Source organism: Actinomadura sp. RB99 (genome assembly GCF_014706005.1).
Classification (GTDB): Bacteria; Actinomycetota; Actinomycetes; order Streptosporangiales; family Streptosporangiaceae; genus Spirillospora.
In genome coordinates this window covers 273,623-290,527 of sequence record NZ_JABMCA010000004.1, presented here as the reverse complement: position 1 = coordinate 290,527, position 16,905 = coordinate 273,623, and the positions used below count along the sequence as shown (strand labels likewise).

Annotated in this window: 19 protein-coding genes; 8 read left to right on the top strand and 11 right to left on the bottom strand. The window is 69.1% G+C overall.

Annotated features, from left to right (window positions below; all coding sequences use genetic code 11):
* Window positions 1-10: 10 nt before the first annotated feature.
* Complete coding sequence (locus amrb99_RS06305) at window positions 11-781, bottom strand: phosphotransferase (protein ID WP_206699816.1); 771 nt, start codon at window positions 779-781, stop codon at window positions 11-13.
* A 172-nt stretch (window positions 782-953) separates the two neighbouring features.
* On the opposite strand from amrb99_RS06305, the gene amrb99_RS50670 reads away from it, so the two are divergent.
* On the top strand, window positions 954-1,181 hold the full coding sequence (locus amrb99_RS50670) for a hypothetical protein (RefSeq protein WP_241755280.1): 228 nt from the start codon (window positions 954-956) through the stop codon (window positions 1,179-1,181).
* 541 nt (window positions 1,182-1,722) lie between these two features.
* Window positions 1,723-1,857, top strand: coding sequence for a hypothetical protein (locus amrb99_RS52225; protein WP_277819843.1), 135 nt, complete (start codon window positions 1,723-1,725; stop codon window positions 1,855-1,857).
* Between the two features lie 369 nt (window positions 1,858-2,226).
* On the opposite strand, the gene amrb99_RS49930 is transcribed toward amrb99_RS52225, so the two are convergent.
* On the bottom strand, window positions 2,227-2,952 hold the full coding sequence (locus amrb99_RS49930; protein WP_347256559.1) for an FAD-dependent oxidoreductase: 726 nt from the start codon (window positions 2,950-2,952) through the stop codon (window positions 2,227-2,229).
* Window positions 2,922-4,349 carry an NAD(P)-binding protein gene (locus amrb99_RS49925; RefSeq protein WP_206699814.1) on the bottom strand — a complete coding sequence of 476 codons (1,428 nt, stop codon included), beginning with the start codon at window positions 4,347-4,349 and terminating at the stop codon, window positions 2,922-2,924. The genes amrb99_RS49930 and amrb99_RS49925 overlap by 31 nt, the downstream gene beginning before the upstream one ends.
* Window positions 4,350-5,111: 762 nt before the next feature.
* Here amrb99_RS49925 and amrb99_RS06290 point away from each other — a divergent pair.
* Both amrb99_RS06290 and amrb99_RS06285 read left to right on the top strand, forming a co-directional pair.
* A complete protein-coding gene (locus amrb99_RS06290; RefSeq protein ID WP_190853411.1) occupies window positions 5,112-5,501 on the top strand; it encodes a helix-turn-helix domain-containing protein in 390 nt (129 codons plus the stop codon).
* A complete protein-coding gene (locus amrb99_RS06285; RefSeq protein WP_190853409.1) occupies window positions 5,462-5,959 on the top strand; it encodes a hypothetical protein in 498 nt (165 codons plus the stop codon). Before amrb99_RS06290 ends, amrb99_RS06285 begins: the two co-directional genes overlap by 40 nt.
* Before the next feature lie 46 nt (window positions 5,960-6,005).
* Here the strand turns inward: amrb99_RS06285 and amrb99_RS06280 are convergent, their stop codons facing one another.
* The 3 genes from amrb99_RS06280 to amrb99_RS06265 form a co-directional block, all read right to left on the bottom strand.
* Window positions 6,006-7,403 (bottom strand): tyrosinase family protein, encoded by a 1,398-nt coding sequence (locus amrb99_RS06280; RefSeq protein WP_190853407.1) that lies wholly within the window; start codon window positions 7,401-7,403, stop codon window positions 6,006-6,008.
* Window position 7,404: 1 nt separating this feature from the next.
* Window positions 7,405-7,707, bottom strand: a complete 303-nt coding sequence (locus tag amrb99_RS06275) for a hypothetical protein (RefSeq protein ID WP_190853405.1) — start codon at window positions 7,705-7,707, stop codon at window positions 7,405-7,407.
* Between the two features lie 1,241 nt (window positions 7,708-8,948).
* Window positions 8,949-9,647: a TetR/AcrR family transcriptional regulator gene (locus amrb99_RS06265; RefSeq protein WP_190853400.1), complete on the bottom strand. Its 699-nt coding sequence runs from the start codon at window positions 9,645-9,647 to the stop codon at window positions 8,949-8,951.
* A 110-nt stretch (window positions 9,648-9,757) separates the two neighbouring features.
* Between amrb99_RS06265 and amrb99_RS06260 the strand changes: the two genes are divergently transcribed.
* From amrb99_RS06260 to amrb99_RS06250, 3 genes are read left to right on the top strand one after another with little or no spacing between them, the layout of a single operon-like run.
* Window positions 9,758-10,492 (top strand): SDR family oxidoreductase, encoded by a 735-nt coding sequence (locus amrb99_RS06260; RefSeq protein WP_190853398.1) that lies wholly within the window; start codon window positions 9,758-9,760, stop codon window positions 10,490-10,492.
* Window positions 10,492-11,397 carry an SDR family NAD(P)-dependent oxidoreductase gene (locus amrb99_RS06255; protein WP_190853396.1) on the top strand — a complete coding sequence of 302 codons (906 nt, stop codon included), beginning with the start codon at window positions 10,492-10,494 and terminating at the stop codon, window positions 11,395-11,397. Before amrb99_RS06260 ends, amrb99_RS06255 begins: the two co-directional genes overlap by 1 nt.
* A gap of 24 nt (window positions 11,398-11,421) precedes the next feature.
* Entirely contained in the window at window positions 11,422-11,628 is a 207-nt protein-coding gene (locus amrb99_RS06250; protein ID WP_131760693.1) for a 4-oxalocrotonate tautomerase family protein, read from the top strand.
* 941 nt (window positions 11,629-12,569) lie between these two features.
* Here amrb99_RS06250 and amrb99_RS06245 read toward each other — a convergent pair.
* The 3 genes from amrb99_RS06245 to amrb99_RS06235 all read right to left on the bottom strand — a co-directional run bounded on the left by amrb99_RS06245 (window position 12,570) and on the right by amrb99_RS06235 (window position 13,879).
* Window positions 12,570-12,992: a DUF4440 domain-containing protein gene (locus amrb99_RS06245; RefSeq protein WP_190853394.1), complete on the bottom strand. Its 423-nt coding sequence runs from the start codon at window positions 12,990-12,992 to the stop codon at window positions 12,570-12,572.
* 162 nt (window positions 12,993-13,154) lie between these two features.
* Window positions 13,155-13,604 (bottom strand): nitroreductase family deazaflavin-dependent oxidoreductase, encoded by a 450-nt coding sequence (locus amrb99_RS06240; RefSeq protein WP_190853392.1) that lies wholly within the window; start codon window positions 13,602-13,604, stop codon window positions 13,155-13,157.
* On the bottom strand, window positions 13,601-13,879 hold the full coding sequence (locus amrb99_RS06235; RefSeq protein ID WP_190853390.1) for a DUF6069 family protein: 279 nt from the start codon (window positions 13,877-13,879) through the stop codon (window positions 13,601-13,603). The genes amrb99_RS06240 and amrb99_RS06235 overlap by 4 nt, the downstream gene beginning before the upstream one ends.
* 114 nt (window positions 13,880-13,993) lie before the next feature.
* Between amrb99_RS06235 and amrb99_RS06230 the strand changes: the two genes are divergently transcribed.
* Window positions 13,994-14,485 carry a MarR family winged helix-turn-helix transcriptional regulator gene (locus amrb99_RS06230; protein ID WP_190853388.1) on the top strand — a complete coding sequence of 164 codons (492 nt, stop codon included), beginning with the start codon at window positions 13,994-13,996 and terminating at the stop codon, window positions 14,483-14,485.
* A 435-nt stretch (window positions 14,486-14,920) separates the two neighbouring features.
* Here amrb99_RS06230 and amrb99_RS06225 read toward each other — a convergent pair whose 3' ends face one another.
* Window positions 14,921-15,325 carry a hypothetical protein gene (locus amrb99_RS06225; protein ID WP_190853386.1) on the bottom strand — a complete coding sequence of 135 codons (405 nt, stop codon included), beginning with the start codon at window positions 15,323-15,325 and terminating at the stop codon, window positions 14,921-14,923.
* Window positions 15,326-16,052: 727 nt separating this feature from the next.
* Window positions 16,053-16,472 carry a DUF2809 domain-containing protein gene (locus tag amrb99_RS06220; protein WP_190853384.1) on the bottom strand — a complete coding sequence of 140 codons (420 nt, stop codon included), beginning with the start codon at window positions 16,470-16,472 and terminating at the stop codon, window positions 16,053-16,055.
* Between the last annotated feature and the right edge of the window lie 433 nt (window positions 16,473-16,905).

Here is a 16,905-nt window from a genome sequence, read left to right as displayed (position 1 = left end):
GGTGCAGGACCTAGGCCGGTCGGACTTCGGCGAGCCGCTTGACTGCGAACTGGTCGGTCCCGCTGGGGTCCCAGCAGACGGCGGCTTCCCACGCGGCCTTCGCTTGCGCGGCGATATCGTAGGCGTCGTCATCGAGACCGGCGGCGTTGTGCGGCAGTGCCAGGTCGAGGTCAGGAACGTCGACGCGCGACTCGTCCCAGTCGATCATCGCGACGCGGTCCGCGGTCATGCGGATGTTGCCTGGGTTGGGGTCGCCGTGGACGACGCACGTCGTGCGGTCGGTGAGTCGCGCCCACGCCGCCCGGCATCGGACGACACCCTCAGCCGGCATTTCGCCGAGGTCGACCCTCGTCCCAGTCTCGGCGTGCAGAAGGTCGGTCGACGATCTCCAGCCCGGCCGTTGCGGCCAGCCGCGCGTGAGCCGATGCAGCCGGCGGAGTGTGCCGGCGACGCGACGCCAGTCGGCTTCGGTCTCGGGCGCCCGGCCCTCCAGGTAGGTCATCACCACCAGACCGTCGGCAAAGTATCGGCCGTCGGTGGTCGGGATCGGCACGGGCACGGGCATCCCTTCCCGGTGGAGGTGTCGCAGCAGGCTGGTCTCCCACGCGAGATCGGCGTCGCTGCGCCGACCGAGACGCGCGACCGCGAGGTGCCCGTTGACTCGCATGCGCCATACCGCGTTGACACCGGCTCCGCCGGTGAGCGGTTCACCTCGAACGACGTCATGGCCCCACTGCTCGAGTGCCCCCATCCCACTGGCCGCATCTTCGCAGAAGGCCATAGCGCGTTCAATGAAAATACTCTTCGGCCGGTAACGGCATGCCGTAGTGGACAGCGATAGGCCGCTTCCGCGGGCTGCGTCACTGGTCTTCTTCGCTTGAGATCAGCGGGATGACGCCGCCGCCGTTCTCGGCCTCACGGAGCCGGAACGATTCACCTTCGGTGGTGGTCGGGTGAGCGTGGGGATCAAACGGTCCATGACGGCTGTGGCCATGCTCTCGGGCATGAGGGTGTCGAATTCATGGGGCCTGGTGCTGCTGGTCAGGATGGTGGAGCGGCGTTCGTGGGCGCAGCCGATGATGAGGCAGAACGCCTCGGGCTGGGTGGAGTCGAAGGGCAGGTCGCCGATGTCGGTCGGATCGGCAGATCTTGGCGGTGACGGTCTGATCGGCCTTGGGTGAGCGGGTCGCCCAGGGTCTCCTTGCAGCGGGCCCAGTCCAGGGTGATCAGTGCCTGCTCTTGGCGGCCGCGACCGGGCCGGTGTACTTCATCTTCAGCTGGATGATCGACTCGATCACACCGTCGGGCAACTGCGCCGGCTGCGCCCCCGCAGACGGGCAAGCCCCTGGAACCTTCACGGAGTTCCGTCACCGACCGGCCCGCTGTGGGCGGGCCCACCGGTGGCGGCCGCAGCGGCCCGACCGGCCAGGCGGGCGCACTCCATCTGTGCGGCGGAGTGCAGCAGCACGGCGACGATCGTCCGGTCGCGGGCGCAGGGACCTGCCGACTCCGGTCCCGCCCGCAAGGCGGGCGCGTTTGGTCGTCGGTGGCTTGGACGGTGATGCGCAGCGAGGTGGTGGCCAGGTGCTCGACCCTGCGCAGGTGTGTTCGGATGCGGAAGCGCGGTAGCTGGTGGCGGGGGATCGCTGCGCGGACATGGGCTCTAACGGGTGGTGAGGAAGCGCGCAGCGCTTCGAGCGAGGGCCGGCGTCCGCAGGCGACGTGGGCGTACGCCCGGGCGGCGGCGAGCTCCTGCTCGCCGTGCCGGATCGCTTCGGAGATCGCCTGGTGCTCGTCGCGCCGGCCGTGGCCGACAGCGACGGCGGTGAGCCGGAAGAGCCGGCGCACGCGGCCTGAAGTGAGCAGCAGGCCGATGGCGCCTGGAGCCGCAGCTCATCGCCGGCGCGCGCTGTGGCGCATCGCTGACACCACCGCCGACACCGTCGGCGAGGCCATGCGGGAGTCGGGGGGCCGGATCATCGGCCCTCGCCCCGGCCGTCCGGCGCCTTCCCGGCCGTCGGGAAGGCCGGGCGCCTGCGGTGCCCCCTCACTTTCGGTCAAGGCGGTCGGCGAGACGCTGATCGCCGTGCTCATCGGCTCTGCGCCCCACCACCCTCCTGGACGGCGCCCACGACGGCAGTCTCACCGACCCGACCCGCACCGCCGACACGATCGGCGCCGCCACCTGAGGCCTTCGCCACGCCAGGGGGCCGTCATCGATCGCGATCAGATCGCGGTGGCCACCTTCCACGCAGAGTGCATTGCGCCCTCGATGTAGCCCACCTCGCCGGCGTCACCGACGAGGTGGACCTCGATGCCGGCCCGGGCCAGGTCATCGGCGAGCGGCGCCGCCGCCGAGACGCCCGACGCCACGACGACCGTGCGCGACGGCGCGGAGTGCGGCTTGCCCTCGACCGTGAACTCGACGGTCTTGCGAGTGATGCGCTCGACGGTCGCGTTGCGGTGGATCTTCACGCCCAGCTCTTTGGCGTGCTTGACAGCGGTCCAGCGGCGGGGCATCGCCATCGGCACACCGAGTTGCCGGCCTTCCTCGACCAGGGTCACGCGGCTGCCGCGCTCGGCGAGGAACTCCGCGAGTTCGAGACCGACGAGCGAACCGCCGATGACGACGACGTACTTGCTCATCGGCAGGAACTTGAGGTACTTGCGGCTCAGGTCGCGAATCCTGGCGGGGCTTTTCGTGATGCCGACGAGAGCGCCGAGCCTGCCGGCGGCCCGCAGGAACAGCGGCTGGTCCGAGACGTCACCGGTGCCGGTCATCAGACCGCGCAGGCTGTCACCGGTGTGCACGTGGGGAAGGTCGCCGCCCGGAACGCTCGGACGTCCGCGCACGGCACCCGTGGCGACGATGACGGCGTCGGGCGCGAGGGCCTTGATCGTCGCGGCGGTGGCCTCCGTCTTCAGCCGGACGTCGACACCTGCGCGCCGCACCTCCTGGGCGAGCCAGTGCAGGAGGCGCTCGTTGTCGGGGTGGTGAGCGTTGAGAACCACAGCGTTCCGCCGAGACGATCGGTCTTGTCCAGCAGGGTGACGCGGTGGCCGCGCTCGGTGGCGACACGGGCGGCCTCCATACCGCCCGGTCCGGCACCGACGACGACGATGTGCTTGCGGGTCGTGGTGCGCGGGAGAGGCAGCAGCGTCTCTTTGCCCAGAGCGGGGTTGACCGTGCACAGTGGCGTGGCGTCCCAGAAGTTCTCCTGGACGCACACGTAGCAGTTGATGCATGGCCGGACCCGCTCGCTGACGCCCGTCTTCAGCTTGTTGACCAGGTCGGGGTCGGCCAGCAGCTGGCGTCCCATGGCGACGAAGTCGGTGTGGCCCTCGTTGATCATCTGCTCGCCGACCTCGGGCAGCATGCGGCCGACGGTGATGACCGGAATCGACACCGCGCGCTTCACGACCGCGGCGTTGGCGGTGTAGAAGCCGACCGAGTCGGGCAGCGGGCCGTCGGTGAAGTTCGCGAACGCGTTCAGCGCGGTGCCGGTGACGTGGATGGCGTCGGCGCCGGCCTGCTCGAACATGGCGGCGGCACCGGCGGCCTCTTCCAGCGTCAGCCCCTCGGACTCGCCGTACTCCTGGCCCGCCACACGCACGATTACGGCGAGGCTGTCGCCGACTTCTTCCTTGACCGCGCGGATGACCTCGCACGCCAACCGCGCCCGGTTCTCGAGCGACCCGCCGTACTCGTCGGTGCGCTGGTTCGAGTAGCGGCTCAAGAAGCCGCCGAGCACGTAGTTGTGGGCGCAGTGGATCTCGACGGCGTCGCCGCCGGCGGCCTTCACGCGTCCCGCCGCCTCCGCGAACATCTGGACCAGCCACGCGAGGTCCTCGTGGGTGGCCTCATGGTGGGTGGCCTTCTTGCCCTCCTGGATCGCGGCCATCTTCCCGAGTTCCTCGGGGGTGCAGTCGATCATCATGCTCATGTCGCTGGGAGGCTTCGGGATCGACGGCACCAGCTGCGGCCGGCCGTCGAGGGTGTCGATCCGGGCGACCTTGCCGTGGTGCACCATCTGCACGCACAGCTTGCTGCCGGCTTCGTGGACCGCGTCGGCCAGCGCCTTGAGGCCGGGGATGAAACGATCCTCCGACAGGCCCGGCTCCTTGCGGCTGGTGCAGCCCGCCGGGTAGGCGACGGCGCAGCAGCCCGTGGTTATCATTCCGGTGCCGCCCTGGGCGCGGGCAGCGAAGTGGTCTATATCGGCCTTGTGGATCTCGCCGTCCTCGCAGAGGTTCATGTCCATCGCGGGAAGAACCACTCGGTTGGCCAAGACAAGGGGCCCGATCTCGCCGGGTGAGAGGAGGGCGGGGAACGTTTGCTGTCGGATCACCACCAGCAGGACGATATTTCGCAACTCCGATTGCTTCTGGCGCGTTCTCGCTCAGCGAGACGACCCCCCGGGGGGTGAGGCCCGGGCGCGCCACGACGAGACGATGCGCCGCGCAGGTGCGCCGCGGCTACCGCACGTCGGGTGTCGCAGCGGGAGCCGTCCGGCTGGTCAGGCTGCTGAGGAGCAGCCTGAGGACTGAACGGCTCACCGTCCCGCCGTCGCGCAGCGACACGGCTGGGACTGACGAAGGGGTCTCGTGGTCATGGACGCACAGGAGTAGCCAGAGACTCGCCTGGCACTAGCAATCTACAACGCAAAGAAGGTGGCTTGTTGTTTTGTAGGCAGAGTGCTAATGAATTGAAAAATCACTTGCCGAGTAAAGAGTGATATCTCATTGAGGAGCGCATACAGGCTCTTCTTGGAGTGACTCCAATGCGGGCTGCTACGAGCGACTACTGGACGCTATGCTTGTCATGGTTGCACGTAACTGTCTTGGGCTCAAATGATCAGTGCATCACCATAAGCTGGTCTTGTGGTGATGGAGGGTCGTGTGCGGGACTACGGGTCTTGCCAGCTCAGCAGGATGAGTTCTGTCGGCGATGACGCGCAGGTGAGTCGTTCAACTCGGTGGGACGCGTGCTGGGTGCGCCGATGCGTCACGTCCCGCAGGTACCTGGCGCAGACCGGCGGCATCCGCCGTCAGCCTCAGCGACGCTCCGCCCAGCATCTATCCTGCGCTGAGCGAGAGGAGATCTCACGCGGGTGGCGGCCGGAGAATCTGCCCGTTCGATAGCACGCCGGCTGGGCCGGGCCGTCTCGACCATCTCACGCGAGATCGCGCGCAACGGCGGACGCGACACCCACCGCGCTGTCGGCGCCGATCAGGTCGCCTACCAGCGCGCCCGCCGCCCCGAGGCGCCCAAACCGACCCGCGACCCGAAGCTGTGCGCGATCGTTGGAAGACAAGCTCACCCGGAGCGGGCGGGCAAGGCCGAGCAGCTGCGGACGCTGCCGAAGCTGCGGTCGGCGGCGTGGCACGTCGCCTCAGCGGTGGAGATTTTGATGGACGCGCCGCAGGCGACCGAAGACCGCCTCGTCTCGTTGGCGGAGGTGTGGAAGAGATCGAACGGGTGGTGCCGCGCGAGAAGCTGACGGTGGCGGTCGAGGTGATCGCATCCTTCGTGCCCGAGACCGACGAAGATGCGGCGGAGGCGTGGCGGGCCGAGCTGGTCAAGCGGTACCGGACGGCGCAGCAGTGCATCGAGCTTCTGCTGGAGACGATCGAGTTTCGAGCGGTGGAGGCCGGGCGGCCGGTGCTGGCGACGGTGGCTGCCGCGGCCGCGATGGCCAAGTCGCGCCGGCGCTACGACCGCGCCGACGTCGCCGAGCATGAGGGCCTGGTCACCGGGTCGTGGCGGCCGCTGGTGTTCGCTTGCGTCACTGCAGCGTCGTGCTTCTCGTCAAGACAGCGTGTCCGGTCTCGACACGGCCGGAGCGGGCATCCGCAGCGGGCTCGGGCCTGGGCGTGCACCACTGTGTCGTCGAACGTGCCATCCGCCCGCGCCCGCTTCCACCGCCGCACCCGCCGGGCCCGCTTGGCCCGTCGATAGAAAGATCACGATCTCGGATTGCCGTACTAGTTGGCCTTAAGGGAAGTCACGGCTGCCAGGTGCCGGTGTCCCAGGCGGGTGTGTTGTTGGTGCGGTAGATGACGACGTTGCCGTCGTTTTGAGCGACGAGGCGGGCGCCGGGGTTGCCGTCGGTGGCGCTGTCCCAGATGTACTGGCCGCCGGGTGCGTAGATGACGAGGTTGCCGTCGCCTTGCATGATGCAGGCGCCGGGGCGGCTGTCGGCGGTGTTGCTGGCCCACATCGCGCCGCCGGGTCCGTAGAGGACGAGGTTGCCGTCGCCTTGGTAGGTCAGTTGGTAGCGCCCGTTGGTGCTGCGGATGCCCTGCTCGGGGAGGAGGACTTGTCCGGCGGTCATGGTGTCGGCGCCGGGTGTGGGGCCGACCGGCAGCCAGGTGCCGGTCTCCCAGGCGGGTGTGTTGTTGGTGCGAAAGATGACGACGTTGCCGTCGTCTTGGGCGATGAGGCGGGCGCCGGGGTTGCCGTCGGTGGCGCTGTCCCATACGTACAGGCCGCCGGGCCCGTAGATGACCAGGTTGCCGTCACCCTGCATCAGGCAGACGCCCACCGCCTTACCGGCGGTGTTGCTCGCCCACAGCGGCCCCCACGGCGCGTACAAAACCAGGTTGCCGTCGCCTTGGTAGAGGAACTGGTAGCGGCCGTTGGTCGAGGTGATCGCTGCTGCCCCTGGGGTGAGTGCTTCGTCGCTGAGCATGTCATTGCCGGTCGCGGGTTTGCCGGTCGGTACTGGTTCGATGTCGTAGGCGTAGCCGAGGGCGTGATGGTCGATGACGTTGGCCGGGGTGCGGTCCGACCATTCCATGAGCGGGTCGTTGAGCCCGGTGCCGTTGGCGCTGGCGACGAACGGCGCGTTGGGATGTGCCTGCTGCCATAACGCCCACAGGAGGTCGATCCACGCATGGTGCAGGTAGAAGACCGGGTCGTGGGGGGAATCGGGAGCGTTCATCCGACCGCCCACCCAGACGTGCGGCGGGTCGTGGATCACAAACTCCAGTTCGGGCCAGAGGGCGTCGTAGCTGCCGCGGCCACGGTTGCTGTTCACGGTCGATGGGGAGGGCAGTGTCGCATTGGCCCCCAAGGCCCGATTCAGCCCCCACAGGGCGTCGAATTGTCCCATGAAGTCCTGGCTCCACAAGGACCCCGTTGTGCTCCGTTCAACACTGGAGTCCCAATAGGGAAGATCGATCCCTGGTTCGTACCTGTGTAGTTCATTTTCGAACCGGCGCAACATCTCACGGTGCCACGGAAGGAAGTGCGAGCTCTTGTGGATGCTCATGTTGAAGTGCTTGTTATGGAGGTCGGCGAAACGGTCGATCACGCCGTCCTTCTTCAGTTTCTTCAGGGCGGACACGAACCGCTGTCGCTGATCGCCGGTGAGTGAGAGGAAGTTCCGTCGGACGCCCATCTCATGCCCCCTCTTCGCCGCGGCCGCGCACTTCCCTGGCTCGATCGCGATAGTCGATCAGCTTCTCCGCCAACTCTTCTAGGTCCTCACCCCAGGTATACGCGTTCTCAGCTAGGAAGAGGGTTCCGTCGAAGAAGGTTCCGTGCTCGACGATCTCCCCATCGATCAGCAATTCAACAGGAGCTCGCGATATGTCAGAAGAGGCTGGCTCGGCGGGGGCGTCCGGCGTGGTTCGGAATCCCTCGACCTGCGGCCGAATTTCGATAACGTGATCGCGGTATCGGCGACTACCCCGTTCCATCATGACTCCCACATTCTCGACGAGACTGCGCTGCAAGGCTGATCGAATGGAGATTCGTCACCTACCGGACAGGTGTGTTCGGTTGTTTAACGTAGATGGTTATCGACTATTGCGGATATGTCGAGGGGTGGACTGGAGGGCGTCCGGTTGTGGTCGTCGCCTTGGTGGAGGTTCGGTCGACCGTCACGATGCCCGGATGGGGTGAGGTACGAGGTGATGGGCATCGGCGGCGGCCGGGGCGACCCTGGTGGGTTGGATCGTGCTCCGGTGGCGGGAGTTCCGCTGGGCGGCAGCAAGAGCGACCCGCAGATCGTCGGTCGGCATCGGGCGGATCGCCGGGCTGGTCATCGCACTGGAGACCGCGGTGGCGTTAACGGCAGGATGGGCTGGGCGGGCGGCGCTGTGCAGCGGCCCGACCCGGGAGCGGCTCATGTGGGTGCTGCGATCCTCGCCCGAGCCAGCGGAACTGCTCGGCGTCCTGGACCGGCCCGCGCGGCACTGTTTGGCGCATGTGGGCTGCCGCATAGGGCGGGTGGTCCGCAACTGCCTGGTCAGCGTCCGATCAAGGCCGTGCCGGCGGCGCGGGTCGAACGGCGACAGGTAGATCGTCTCGTGTGAGATCTGCAGGGCGAGGTCGTCGGGGAAGCTGTGGCGCAGCCCTCCGAGGATCTGGTTGGGAGACCAGTGCAGGGTGAGTTTGTTCTTCCACGATCGCGCACAGCTTCTGGGTTGCGAGTCGGTTTGGGCACCATGGGGCGGCGGGCGCGCTGGTAGGCGGCCTGATCGACGGTGACGACGCGGTAGGTATCGCGTCCGCCGTTGCGCGCGATCTCGCGTGAGATGGTCGAGGCGACCCGGCCCAGCCAGCGCGCTATCAAACGGGCGGATTCTCCGGCCGCCAACCCGCGTGAGATCTCTTCCCAACCAGCGCAGGACAGATGCCTGGCGGAGCGTCGCTGAGCCTGATGGCGGATGCCGCCGGTCTGCGCCAGGTATCTGCGGACGTGATGCATCGGCGCACCCAGCACGCGTCCCATCGAGCGGTCACTCCAGGTCCTGTCATCCCCACCGATCGACAGGGCGCCCATCCGGTTGCCACTCGAATCGGTCCCGCAGCGTGTGATCACCGACCTGCGGAAACTAGGCGAACATGCCCGCGGCCCGAACTCCAGGCCGGGTCCCGCCACGCCCACCTGACCGGCCTCGGCGCCGGGGATCTCTCTGACGACCCTGACCGCGAATCTTCAAGAGCGGTGTGTGATGCGCTCGAGCCACCGTTGGAGGAGGGCGGTTTCGACCGGTTCAAGGGCCTCGGTGCCGCCGAGTTGGAGTTGCGCGTGCAGACGCAGCGCGGCGGTGTGCAGTGGGTCGGCGTCGTTCTGAGCGGACGTTGTGGTCAGCACGTGCGAGAACACGGCGTCCCGCATGCGGTGGGAGAGCGTCGGGTCCTCGAACAGGGCGGGTCGGGTGATGTGGTCCAGGGCGGTCCCGATGTTCGCCGAGAGGATCAGCTGAGCGGCGGTTCGCGGCTCCAGCGTCAGCGCGCCGACCGCCGCGCACCGTGTGAGCGCGGCCACCAGCAGGTCCATCACGCGCTCTCGCGCCGTCGAGTGCGACCACGGGCGCGGCGTGAACATCAGCTGGTAGAGGGCTGGGTTCTCCTGGGCGAACGCCATGTGGCCGTCCCACCCGGCGTGCAGGTCGGCGACCGGGTCGCCGGTCTGCTCCTGGGCGGCCTTGAGCGCGGTGTACCGCTCGTACCCGTGGTCGGCGACGGCGTCCAGCAGCCCGCGCTTGTCACCGAACAGCCGGTAGAGCACGGGCTGACTCACCCCGACCGCCTCGCAGACTGCGCGCGTGGCGACCTCGTGGTCGGAGGACGACGCCAGCTGCCGCTCCGCGGCCTCGATCATCGCCGCGCGAAGCGGGTCCGTCTCTGCCATGCGATCGATGATACCGCCAGCCGCTAACGATGCTACGACCGTGTGCTACGGTGAGGTCGTAACGTCGATACGAACGCTTCGTATCGACGATAAGAGCAGGGGGTTTCTCCATGAGTGATCAGCGTGTGGCCGTCGTCAGTGGCGGCTCCCGCGGGATAGGCAAGGCGATCGCGGCGGCGCTGGCGGCACGCGGCTTCGCGGTCGCGGTGGGTTTTCAGGGGGCGGCCTCCGCCGCGGCGCGGGTGGTGGAGGAGATCACGGCGTCCGGCGGCCGGGCGATCCCGGTCCAGGCCGACGTCGCCGACGAGGGCGCCGTCGCGGAGATGTTCGACGCCGCTGAGAAGTCCTTCGGCGGGGTCGATGTGGTCGTCAACTCGGCGGGACGGCTGGCGCTGTCCCCGATCGCCGACCTCGATCTGGACGAGCTGGACGCCCTGCACCGCACCAACATCCGCGGCGCGTTCGTGATGGCCCGAGAGGCCGCCCGCCGCGTCCGCGACGGGGGCGCGATCGTGAACCTGTCCACCTCCGTGGTCGGCCTGCAGTTCCCGAGCTACGGGGCGTACGCCGCCAGTAAGGGCGCCGTCGAGGCGATGACGCTGGTGCTCGCCCGCGAGCTTCGCGGACGCGACATCACGGTCAACGCCGTCGCGCCCGGCCCGACCGCCACCGAGCTGTTCCTGGACGGCAAGGACGAGGCGACGATCGAGCATCTCGCCAAGCAGCCGCCGCTGGAGCGGCTCGGCACCCCCGAGGACATCGCCGAGGTCGTCTCCTTCCTGGCCAGTCCGGCCGGGCACTGGATCAACGGGCAGGTCGTGCGCGCGAACGGCGGCATCATCTGATGGCCGCCGCGCGACAGGTCATCGTCGTCACTGGAGCCTCCAGCGGGTTCGGCCGGCTGGCGGCCGTGGCCCTGGCACGGGACGGGCACGCCGTTGCCGCCGGCATGAGGCGGACCGCGGACCGCAACGCGCCCGCCGTCGCCGCCCTGCACCGGCTCGCAGCCGAGGAGGACCTCGCGCTGTCGGCGGTCGAGCTGGACGTGCAGTCGCAGGAGTCCGCCGACCTGGCCGTCGGCACCGTCCTTGATCGGTACGGCCGCCTCGACGCCGTCGTCCACAACGCGGGCCACATGGTCCTGGGTCCGGCCGAGGCGTTCACGGCCGAGGACCTCGCCGCCGTCTATGACGTCAACGTCCTCGGCGCCCAACGGGTCAACCGCGCCGCACTGCCGCACCTGCGCGGCCAGGGCTCCGGACTGCTCGTGTGGGTGGGAAGCTCCTCCACCCGAGGCGGCCACCCGCCGTTCCTCGCCCCGTACTTCGCGGCCAAGGCCGCCATGGACGCCCTCGCGGAGAGCTACGCCGCCGAGCTCATCCGGTTCGGCATCGAGACCTCCATCGTCGTCCCCGGCGCCTTTACCTCGGGCACCAACCACTTCGCCAACGCGGGCGGACCATCGGACACGGACCGCGACAAGGCCTACGAGGAGCCCTACGGCGAGCTCCGCGCCGGCGTGACCGACCGGCTGAACCGCTTGATCCCACCGGACGCCAGGGCGGAGTCCGTCGCCGACGAGATCGTCCGCATCGTCGGCCTCCCAGCGGGTCGGCGGCCGTTCCGCAGCCACGTCGATCCCAGCAAGGACGGCAGCGAGGTGGTCTCCATCGTCGCCGACCGGATCCGCGCCGAGTTCTACCAACGCGTAGGCATCGAGGACCTGCTGTCCTCGACCGCCTCCCTCTGAATCACCCAACGAAAGGAAATCGTCATGCCGTTCGCCAACCTCAAGGTCCCCGCCGACACCCTGACCCCCGAGTCCAAGAAGAAGCTCATCGACGCCGTCACCGACGCCTACGCCGACGTGTACGGGGAGCGCGCCAGGGCGACCACCCTGGTCCTCGTCGACGAGGTCCCCGACGGCGGCTGGGGGCTCGGCGGCAACATCCTCACCGCTGAGATGCTCGGCCGCAGCTGACCCCCCGGGGCCGGGCAGCCGCCCGGCCCCGGCCTACTCGCCGGCGACAATGAAGGGCGCCCCGCACGCCGCGCGCGGCCGGTGAGCGGGCGTCGGGTCGAGATCGCGGTGCGTGTGGATCGGGTGGAACACGTGTCATCCCAGCGCCTCACGCCCGCCGCTGGACCCGATCGCACCCCGGTCACCGACTGCCGGGGATCCGGCAAGGGGGCGAGCGCGGCGGTCGGGTGGGCGAGTCCAGCGCCTTCTCTCTCGCGCGCTGTCCGGGCCTCGGTGGGGCTCGGGGACGAGGCCGCTCGCCCCCGAGCCCCGGCGCCGGAGGGGGTCGGCGCCGGCATATGTGAGCGCCCTCCCGGGGTCCGACCGCACGCCAGCGGACCCCGGGAGGACCGGTTCCCGGTCGCGGCCCGGCCGCCCCGTCGGCGAACGGGGCAACGCTCGGTGCGGGGACGGGCCGCGCGAGTGCCGATGCCCGGACCGGGCAGGGCCAAACAAGCGCCCGGTGGCGGCGCTGGCGGCCCCTCGGACGCGCTCCGGGAGAGCCCGCCCGAGTAGGTGATAACTCCCATAGCTATGCGGTCCCGGGCCTGCAGTCTCGTCTGCTCACCCAGCCCGCCTCGGCATAACCAGACTGAACCGTCGCGGCGGTCGCGCCGAGCTCGCCACGACGAACCATCACACCGTGCCGGCCCGAACCTTTCCCTTCAACGGAGAAGTCTGGGCCTGCGCGCTTGCGGGGTGAGGGCGCAAGAGGGTCGGTTGTCCCAGGCCGGGAGGGTTCCCCAAGGCAGGGAAGTGGTCCGATGACCGGGCTCTCTTGCAGGCTGATGCAGAGTTTTCGGCGCCTTCCCCGGCAATCGGGAGCCCGTGTGTCGGACCCGGGGCGGGCGCGACCTACGTGCCCGGGAAGGATCGTCGGGAGCCGGTGGTATGCCTTGTCTTTAGTTGTGCAGCGGTGATTCGCCGATGGGGGTGTTCTGTGCCGCTGCGAGCCACCATCGCCCGGCGCGTTCGACCAGGACGTACAGTGCCATCTCGGAGAATCCGTCGGCGTCGGCTGCCTGCCGGCGGATGTGTGTCACCACCACGCCGGGTGCGGGGGCGAGTGCGGTGACCACCTCGAACCGTGACGCTGGTGCGGCGTTCGCCACCATGAGCCGTCGGTGGATGGCGTTCAGTTCGGTGTAGCCGGCCACGGTGGCTCCGTAGGGGCTGCCCCACAGCACGTCTGCCGCGAAGGCGGAGTCGTAGAGGTCGGCGTCGCGGGTCTCGCCGGCCCGCTGCAATGTCGTGGCGAAGTCGGCTGCCACCGTCTGCGCACTCACGGCCTGTTGGCGGTCGCTCAGGGCAGGTCGCGTCTTCATGGTTCCTCTATCCGTTTCCGTCTGGGGTCGGTGCGGGATCGATGGGGTGCCGGAGTTCGGCACGGAAGGGCGCCGTCGGTGGGGACGGCGCGCGCTCGCCGGGGCGGCGGCGGTCGTGTCGGGGGTTCTCGGGGATGCGGCGGGTGGCTCGGTCCGGTCCGGTCACCCGGGCGGGGCCTGTGGGGTGAGGATCACCAGGGGCAGTTCGCGTGCTGATTCCTCTTGGTACTTGGCGTATTGGGCGAACAGTTCGGTCATGATCTGCCACAGCCGGGGCTTCTCCTCGGCGGTGGCGGTGCGGGCGGTCGCGGTGAAATGGTCCGGACCGACCTGCAGCGACACCGTCGGGGTTTCGGCCAGGTTGAGGTACCAGGCGGGGTGGCGTTCCGCGCCGCCGTTGGAGGCGACCAGCAGGTAGCGGTCCTGGTCGCGGCCGTAGATCAGCGCGGTGCGGCGGAGTTTGCCGGACCTGCGGCCGCGGGTGGTGAGCAGCAGCGTTGGCCAACCCTGGTAGAGGTGGCCCTGGACGCCGCCGGTTTCGAGGTAGGCGCGGATGTGATCGGCGACCCAGGGGGTGGGGCTGTCGAAGATCTCGTTCTCTTGCGCTGTCATCGCCCGCTCCCGCTGTCGGCGGCCCGGGGCGTGGCCGTCCACCAGAAGACGGGGATCAGAACGGCTCCGACGGCCACATGGGTAAGGGCGAGCACCGCTTTGCTCCCGCCGGAAGCCTGCACGCCGATGATGGGCAGGAACGACACCGTGAGCAGGATCAGAGCGGCGGCCGCCCAGATCGCTGGCGCGGCCGCGACCGCACTCGCCGCGGCGAGTGCCTGTGCAGGTCCTGGACTCCTACGGCCGGCGCGTCGACCCGTGGTCGCCTGTGTCATCGCGACATCTCCTTCAGGTACCTCATAGTTCAGTTCCCTGAGTTTCTTTGGAGCGTAGCACTTACTTCAGGAGCTCAACAATCCAGTTCCTTAAGCGGCGGCTATGCTGGTCGCATGCGCTCCAATGCCGACGCCGACGCCGACGCCGAAACCGGTGCCGGCACCGACGCCGATGCGGTCGTAACTGAGCTGAGCGGACTGGTCTTCGAGGTCACCGGGCGGCTGCGCGCCCAGTTCAACGCCGCCGCGGCGGAGCTCGGCCTTCCCCCGGCCCAGGCGCTCGTCCTGACCAACCTGTCCGGCCCCGCCCCGATGCGTCAGCTGGCCGACTGGCTGTCATGCGAGCCGTCCAACGTCACCGGCATCGTCGACGGCCTGGAGCGCCGCGGCATGGTGACACGCCGGCCCGCTCCGGGCGACCGCCGGGTCAAGCACGTGGTGCTCACCGAAGCCGGCGAGCGCAAGCGCCGGGAGTTGCGCTCCAGCGCCCACGCGCTGGCCCGGACCTTCTTCGAACTCCCCGGCTCCGACCAGCGGCACCTCCGTGACCTGCTGGCACGCGTCCTGGCAGGCCCATCGGCAAGCACGGATGCCGAAGCCGGCTGAGACGCCGAAGCGCCACGCCCTGTCGGCGGGCTCTCGTCGATCGGCGTTGACCATCCCCGACCGGGCCCGTGGAAGACGGTGGGTACTCCCGGCTGCGCGGCCGGTCAGGGCGCGCCCGACACGATTCTCAACAGAGCCCGCGCCGCCTTGGTTCGCACCTGGAACCAAGATCGCTGCGTGTTGAGGCGGCCGATGGGCGCGGCGGGTGCCGGCCGCCCGGATCGCCTCGGGTGCGCTGGCCGACGGAGCAAGCTGCGGCGGACGGGGGCGGTGGCCGAGCCCGGGTTGACGAGCCGGGTGGTCAATGGTGCGTGGCGGGCGTTGGTCGCTGCCGGAACGGTGGCGGTGCTGCCCAATCGTGAGGGGTTCGTGAAGGCGCCCAAGCCGCGCCGCTGCCCCGGCGCGGACCTCAGCCTCTGGACGGTGGGGCGGGGATTAGCCGTCCTCGTCTGGCGCCAACACGCTCTGGGCGGCAGTGGTGAACGCCCCGTAGGCCAGGTGGTACTGCTCCTCAAGGCTCGCCAGCTCAGCCCGCATCTCTTCGAGCTCGCCAGCGGGGCCGAGCACCAGCTCCACCCGCTGCTGTTGTCTCTTGCTCAGCGCCTCCGCCCGTCGCGAGACCGCCTGCGGGCCGAGGGGCAGCACATGTGCCACGGCCCGCCGCAGCTCCGCGAGTGTCCGCTGTGCCTCCTGCGCGGCATCGCGGACAGGGCCGGGCCCGTCGGCCAGGGGCGCGCCGCCTGCCGCTTCCTGGCGCAGCTCCCACACCTGCGCGAAGGCCGCGTGCGCGTCATCGCAGCGGTCCAGCACCCGCGCGTACGCCGCACGCCGTTCCTGCAAACTTCCCGCTCGGCCAATGGCGTCGATCGCGCCTGGCAGAAGCCGGCCGTACGAGAGCGGATGATCGGCGGTTCAAACCGTCAACGGTTTCGGATCGCACTTCCCCGTCATCGGCTGCCATAACTGGGTGCGTGCGGGTAAGGAGCTGGGCCAGCTGACAGCGACGGTCTCTCCAGGGGTGATGACGCAGTACCACGCGGCCGCCACGTCGGTCCGGGCCTGCCCCAACCACCGCAGATCCCGCAGGTCGCCCGCGACCGGAACCAGCGTCTGCACGACCAACTCCACCACGCCGCCCACCCGGCACGTCGCACACCACCGCGATGAGCTCTGCATCACGGTCGGACCGGCGCGTGGCCAAACGCCAGATGCCGTCTCTGTTCGTAGACGACCTGGTCGGAGTCGGTACTGGTGAAGTCACACAAGCAGCGTGCTTCCGAGCCGCCGGCGGTGCACTGCGGAGATCCCGTCCGCGCGAGCTACGGGGTAAATGCCTGGTCGCCGACTCCCTGATCGAGCGGGGCGGGCTGGACCTGCCGGACGTCTTCGGCCGCTTCCGACACTGGGCCGCGTCCGTTGATGCGGGCCTCCACACCGGCGGTCTTCTTGGGGGCACAGGCTCACGTGATCTCCCCAGCACGCCGCGAGTTGGGCGAGATGGCGTGCCGCCCGGAGTGTCGGTGGTTCGCATCCAGGGGGTCAGGTGGCTGGGCGCGACTGTTCGAGATTATGAACTGAGGGCGGGTGCCGAGTCGGTTCGGGAACGTGTGCGGGCACGGAGCAGCCAATGCGCGGCGATCAATGGGATGACGCCGACGGGGTACCAGGCGACATCAATGAGGTCGAACTGGGCGCCCAGCAACTGCCGTGCGAACCAGCTGCGTTGGGAGAGTGCCGCAGGTAGGGGAGTGAGCTGTGCGAACTCGATGAACCAGCAGTATGCGATCGTGGCGCTGCCCGCAGACAGTGGTGAAATCGGCGGCCGTATGCAGATCACTATCGTGTAGACGATGGCTGCGGACAAGGCGGCGCCTGAATACTGTTCGATGGGCCCGTCCATCATGGCACGGATTGCGAAGGCCGTACCGGCAAAGCCGGCTGCCGAGACCACCATCAGCAGCCGAATCCAGCGTACTGCGAGCGACATGACGCAATAGTAGGGGCCTCCCGGGAATTGGCCAGTGCCTTGGCGGCCCTTCCCTGGTGGGCGGGCTGGTTGCCGAGGTTGGTCAGCGAGCGCGCCAGCTCCGCGCGCCTCGGGCGTCCGGTCCGACTGCCGCCGCCGGGCCCTGACGGTCCGCTCCGCGATGGCCAAGGCGTCTCCCTGCAGACCTAGGTGGGACATCGCGACCTGCAACATGTCCGCGAATGTGGCGAGCTGCCTGGAGTTCTCGAGGTCGGTGTAGAGCGCGGCGGCCTCTTGCAGCCGCTGGTAGGCGGGTCCGCAGCGGCCCTCGTGCAGGACCCGTGCCGGGATGGTCCCGCGATCAACGTCATCGTCATCCCGGGCATCGTCGTCGGCCCCGCGCCGGTGAAGCTGGTCCGCGCGTGGTCCGGTTCCGGCTGCTCAGACCCTGCCT

Coding starts and splice junctions, on each gene's coding strand:
- amrb99_RS06250 (WP_131760693.1), top strand. CDS start 11,422: ATGCCGTTCGCCAACCTCAAGGTCCCCGCCGACACCCTGACCCCCGAG.
- amrb99_RS06230 (WP_190853388.1), top strand. CDS start 13,994: ATGCGCTCCAATGCCGACGCCGACGCCGACGCCGAAACCGGTGCCGGC.
- amrb99_RS06240 (WP_190853392.1), bottom strand. CDS start 13,604: ATGACAGCGCAAGAGAACGAGATCTTCGACAGCCCCACCCCCTGGGTC.
- amrb99_RS06260 (WP_190853398.1), top strand. CDS start 9,758: ATGAGTGATCAGCGTGTGGCCGTCGTCAGTGGCGGCTCCCGCGGGATA.
- amrb99_RS06280 (WP_190853407.1), bottom strand. CDS start 7,403: ATGGGCGTCCGACGGAACTTCCTCTCACTCACCGGCGATCAGCGACAG.
- amrb99_RS06220 (WP_190853384.1), bottom strand. CDS start 16,472: ATGTCGCTCGCAGTACGCTGGATTCGGCTGCTGATGGTGGTCTCGGCA.
- amrb99_RS06245 (WP_190853394.1), bottom strand. CDS start 12,992: ATGAAGACGCGACCTGCCCTGAGCGACCGCCAACAGGCCGTGAGTGCG.
- amrb99_RS06305 (WP_206699816.1), bottom strand. CDS start 781: ATGGCCTTCTGCGAAGATGCGGCCAGTGGGATGGGGGCACTCGAGCAG.
- amrb99_RS06265 (WP_190853400.1), bottom strand. CDS start 9,647: ATGGCAGAGACGGACCCGCTTCGCGCGGCGATGATCGAGGCCGCGGAG.
- amrb99_RS06275 (WP_190853405.1), bottom strand. CDS start 7,707: ATGATGGAACGGGGTAGTCGCCGATACCGCGATCACGTTATCGAAATT.
- amrb99_RS06235 (WP_190853390.1), bottom strand. CDS start 13,879: ATGACACAGGCGACCACGGGTCGACGCGCCGGCCGTAGGAGTCCAGGA.
- amrb99_RS06255 (WP_190853396.1), top strand. CDS start 10,492: ATGGCCGCCGCGCGACAGGTCATCGTCGTCACTGGAGCCTCCAGCGGG.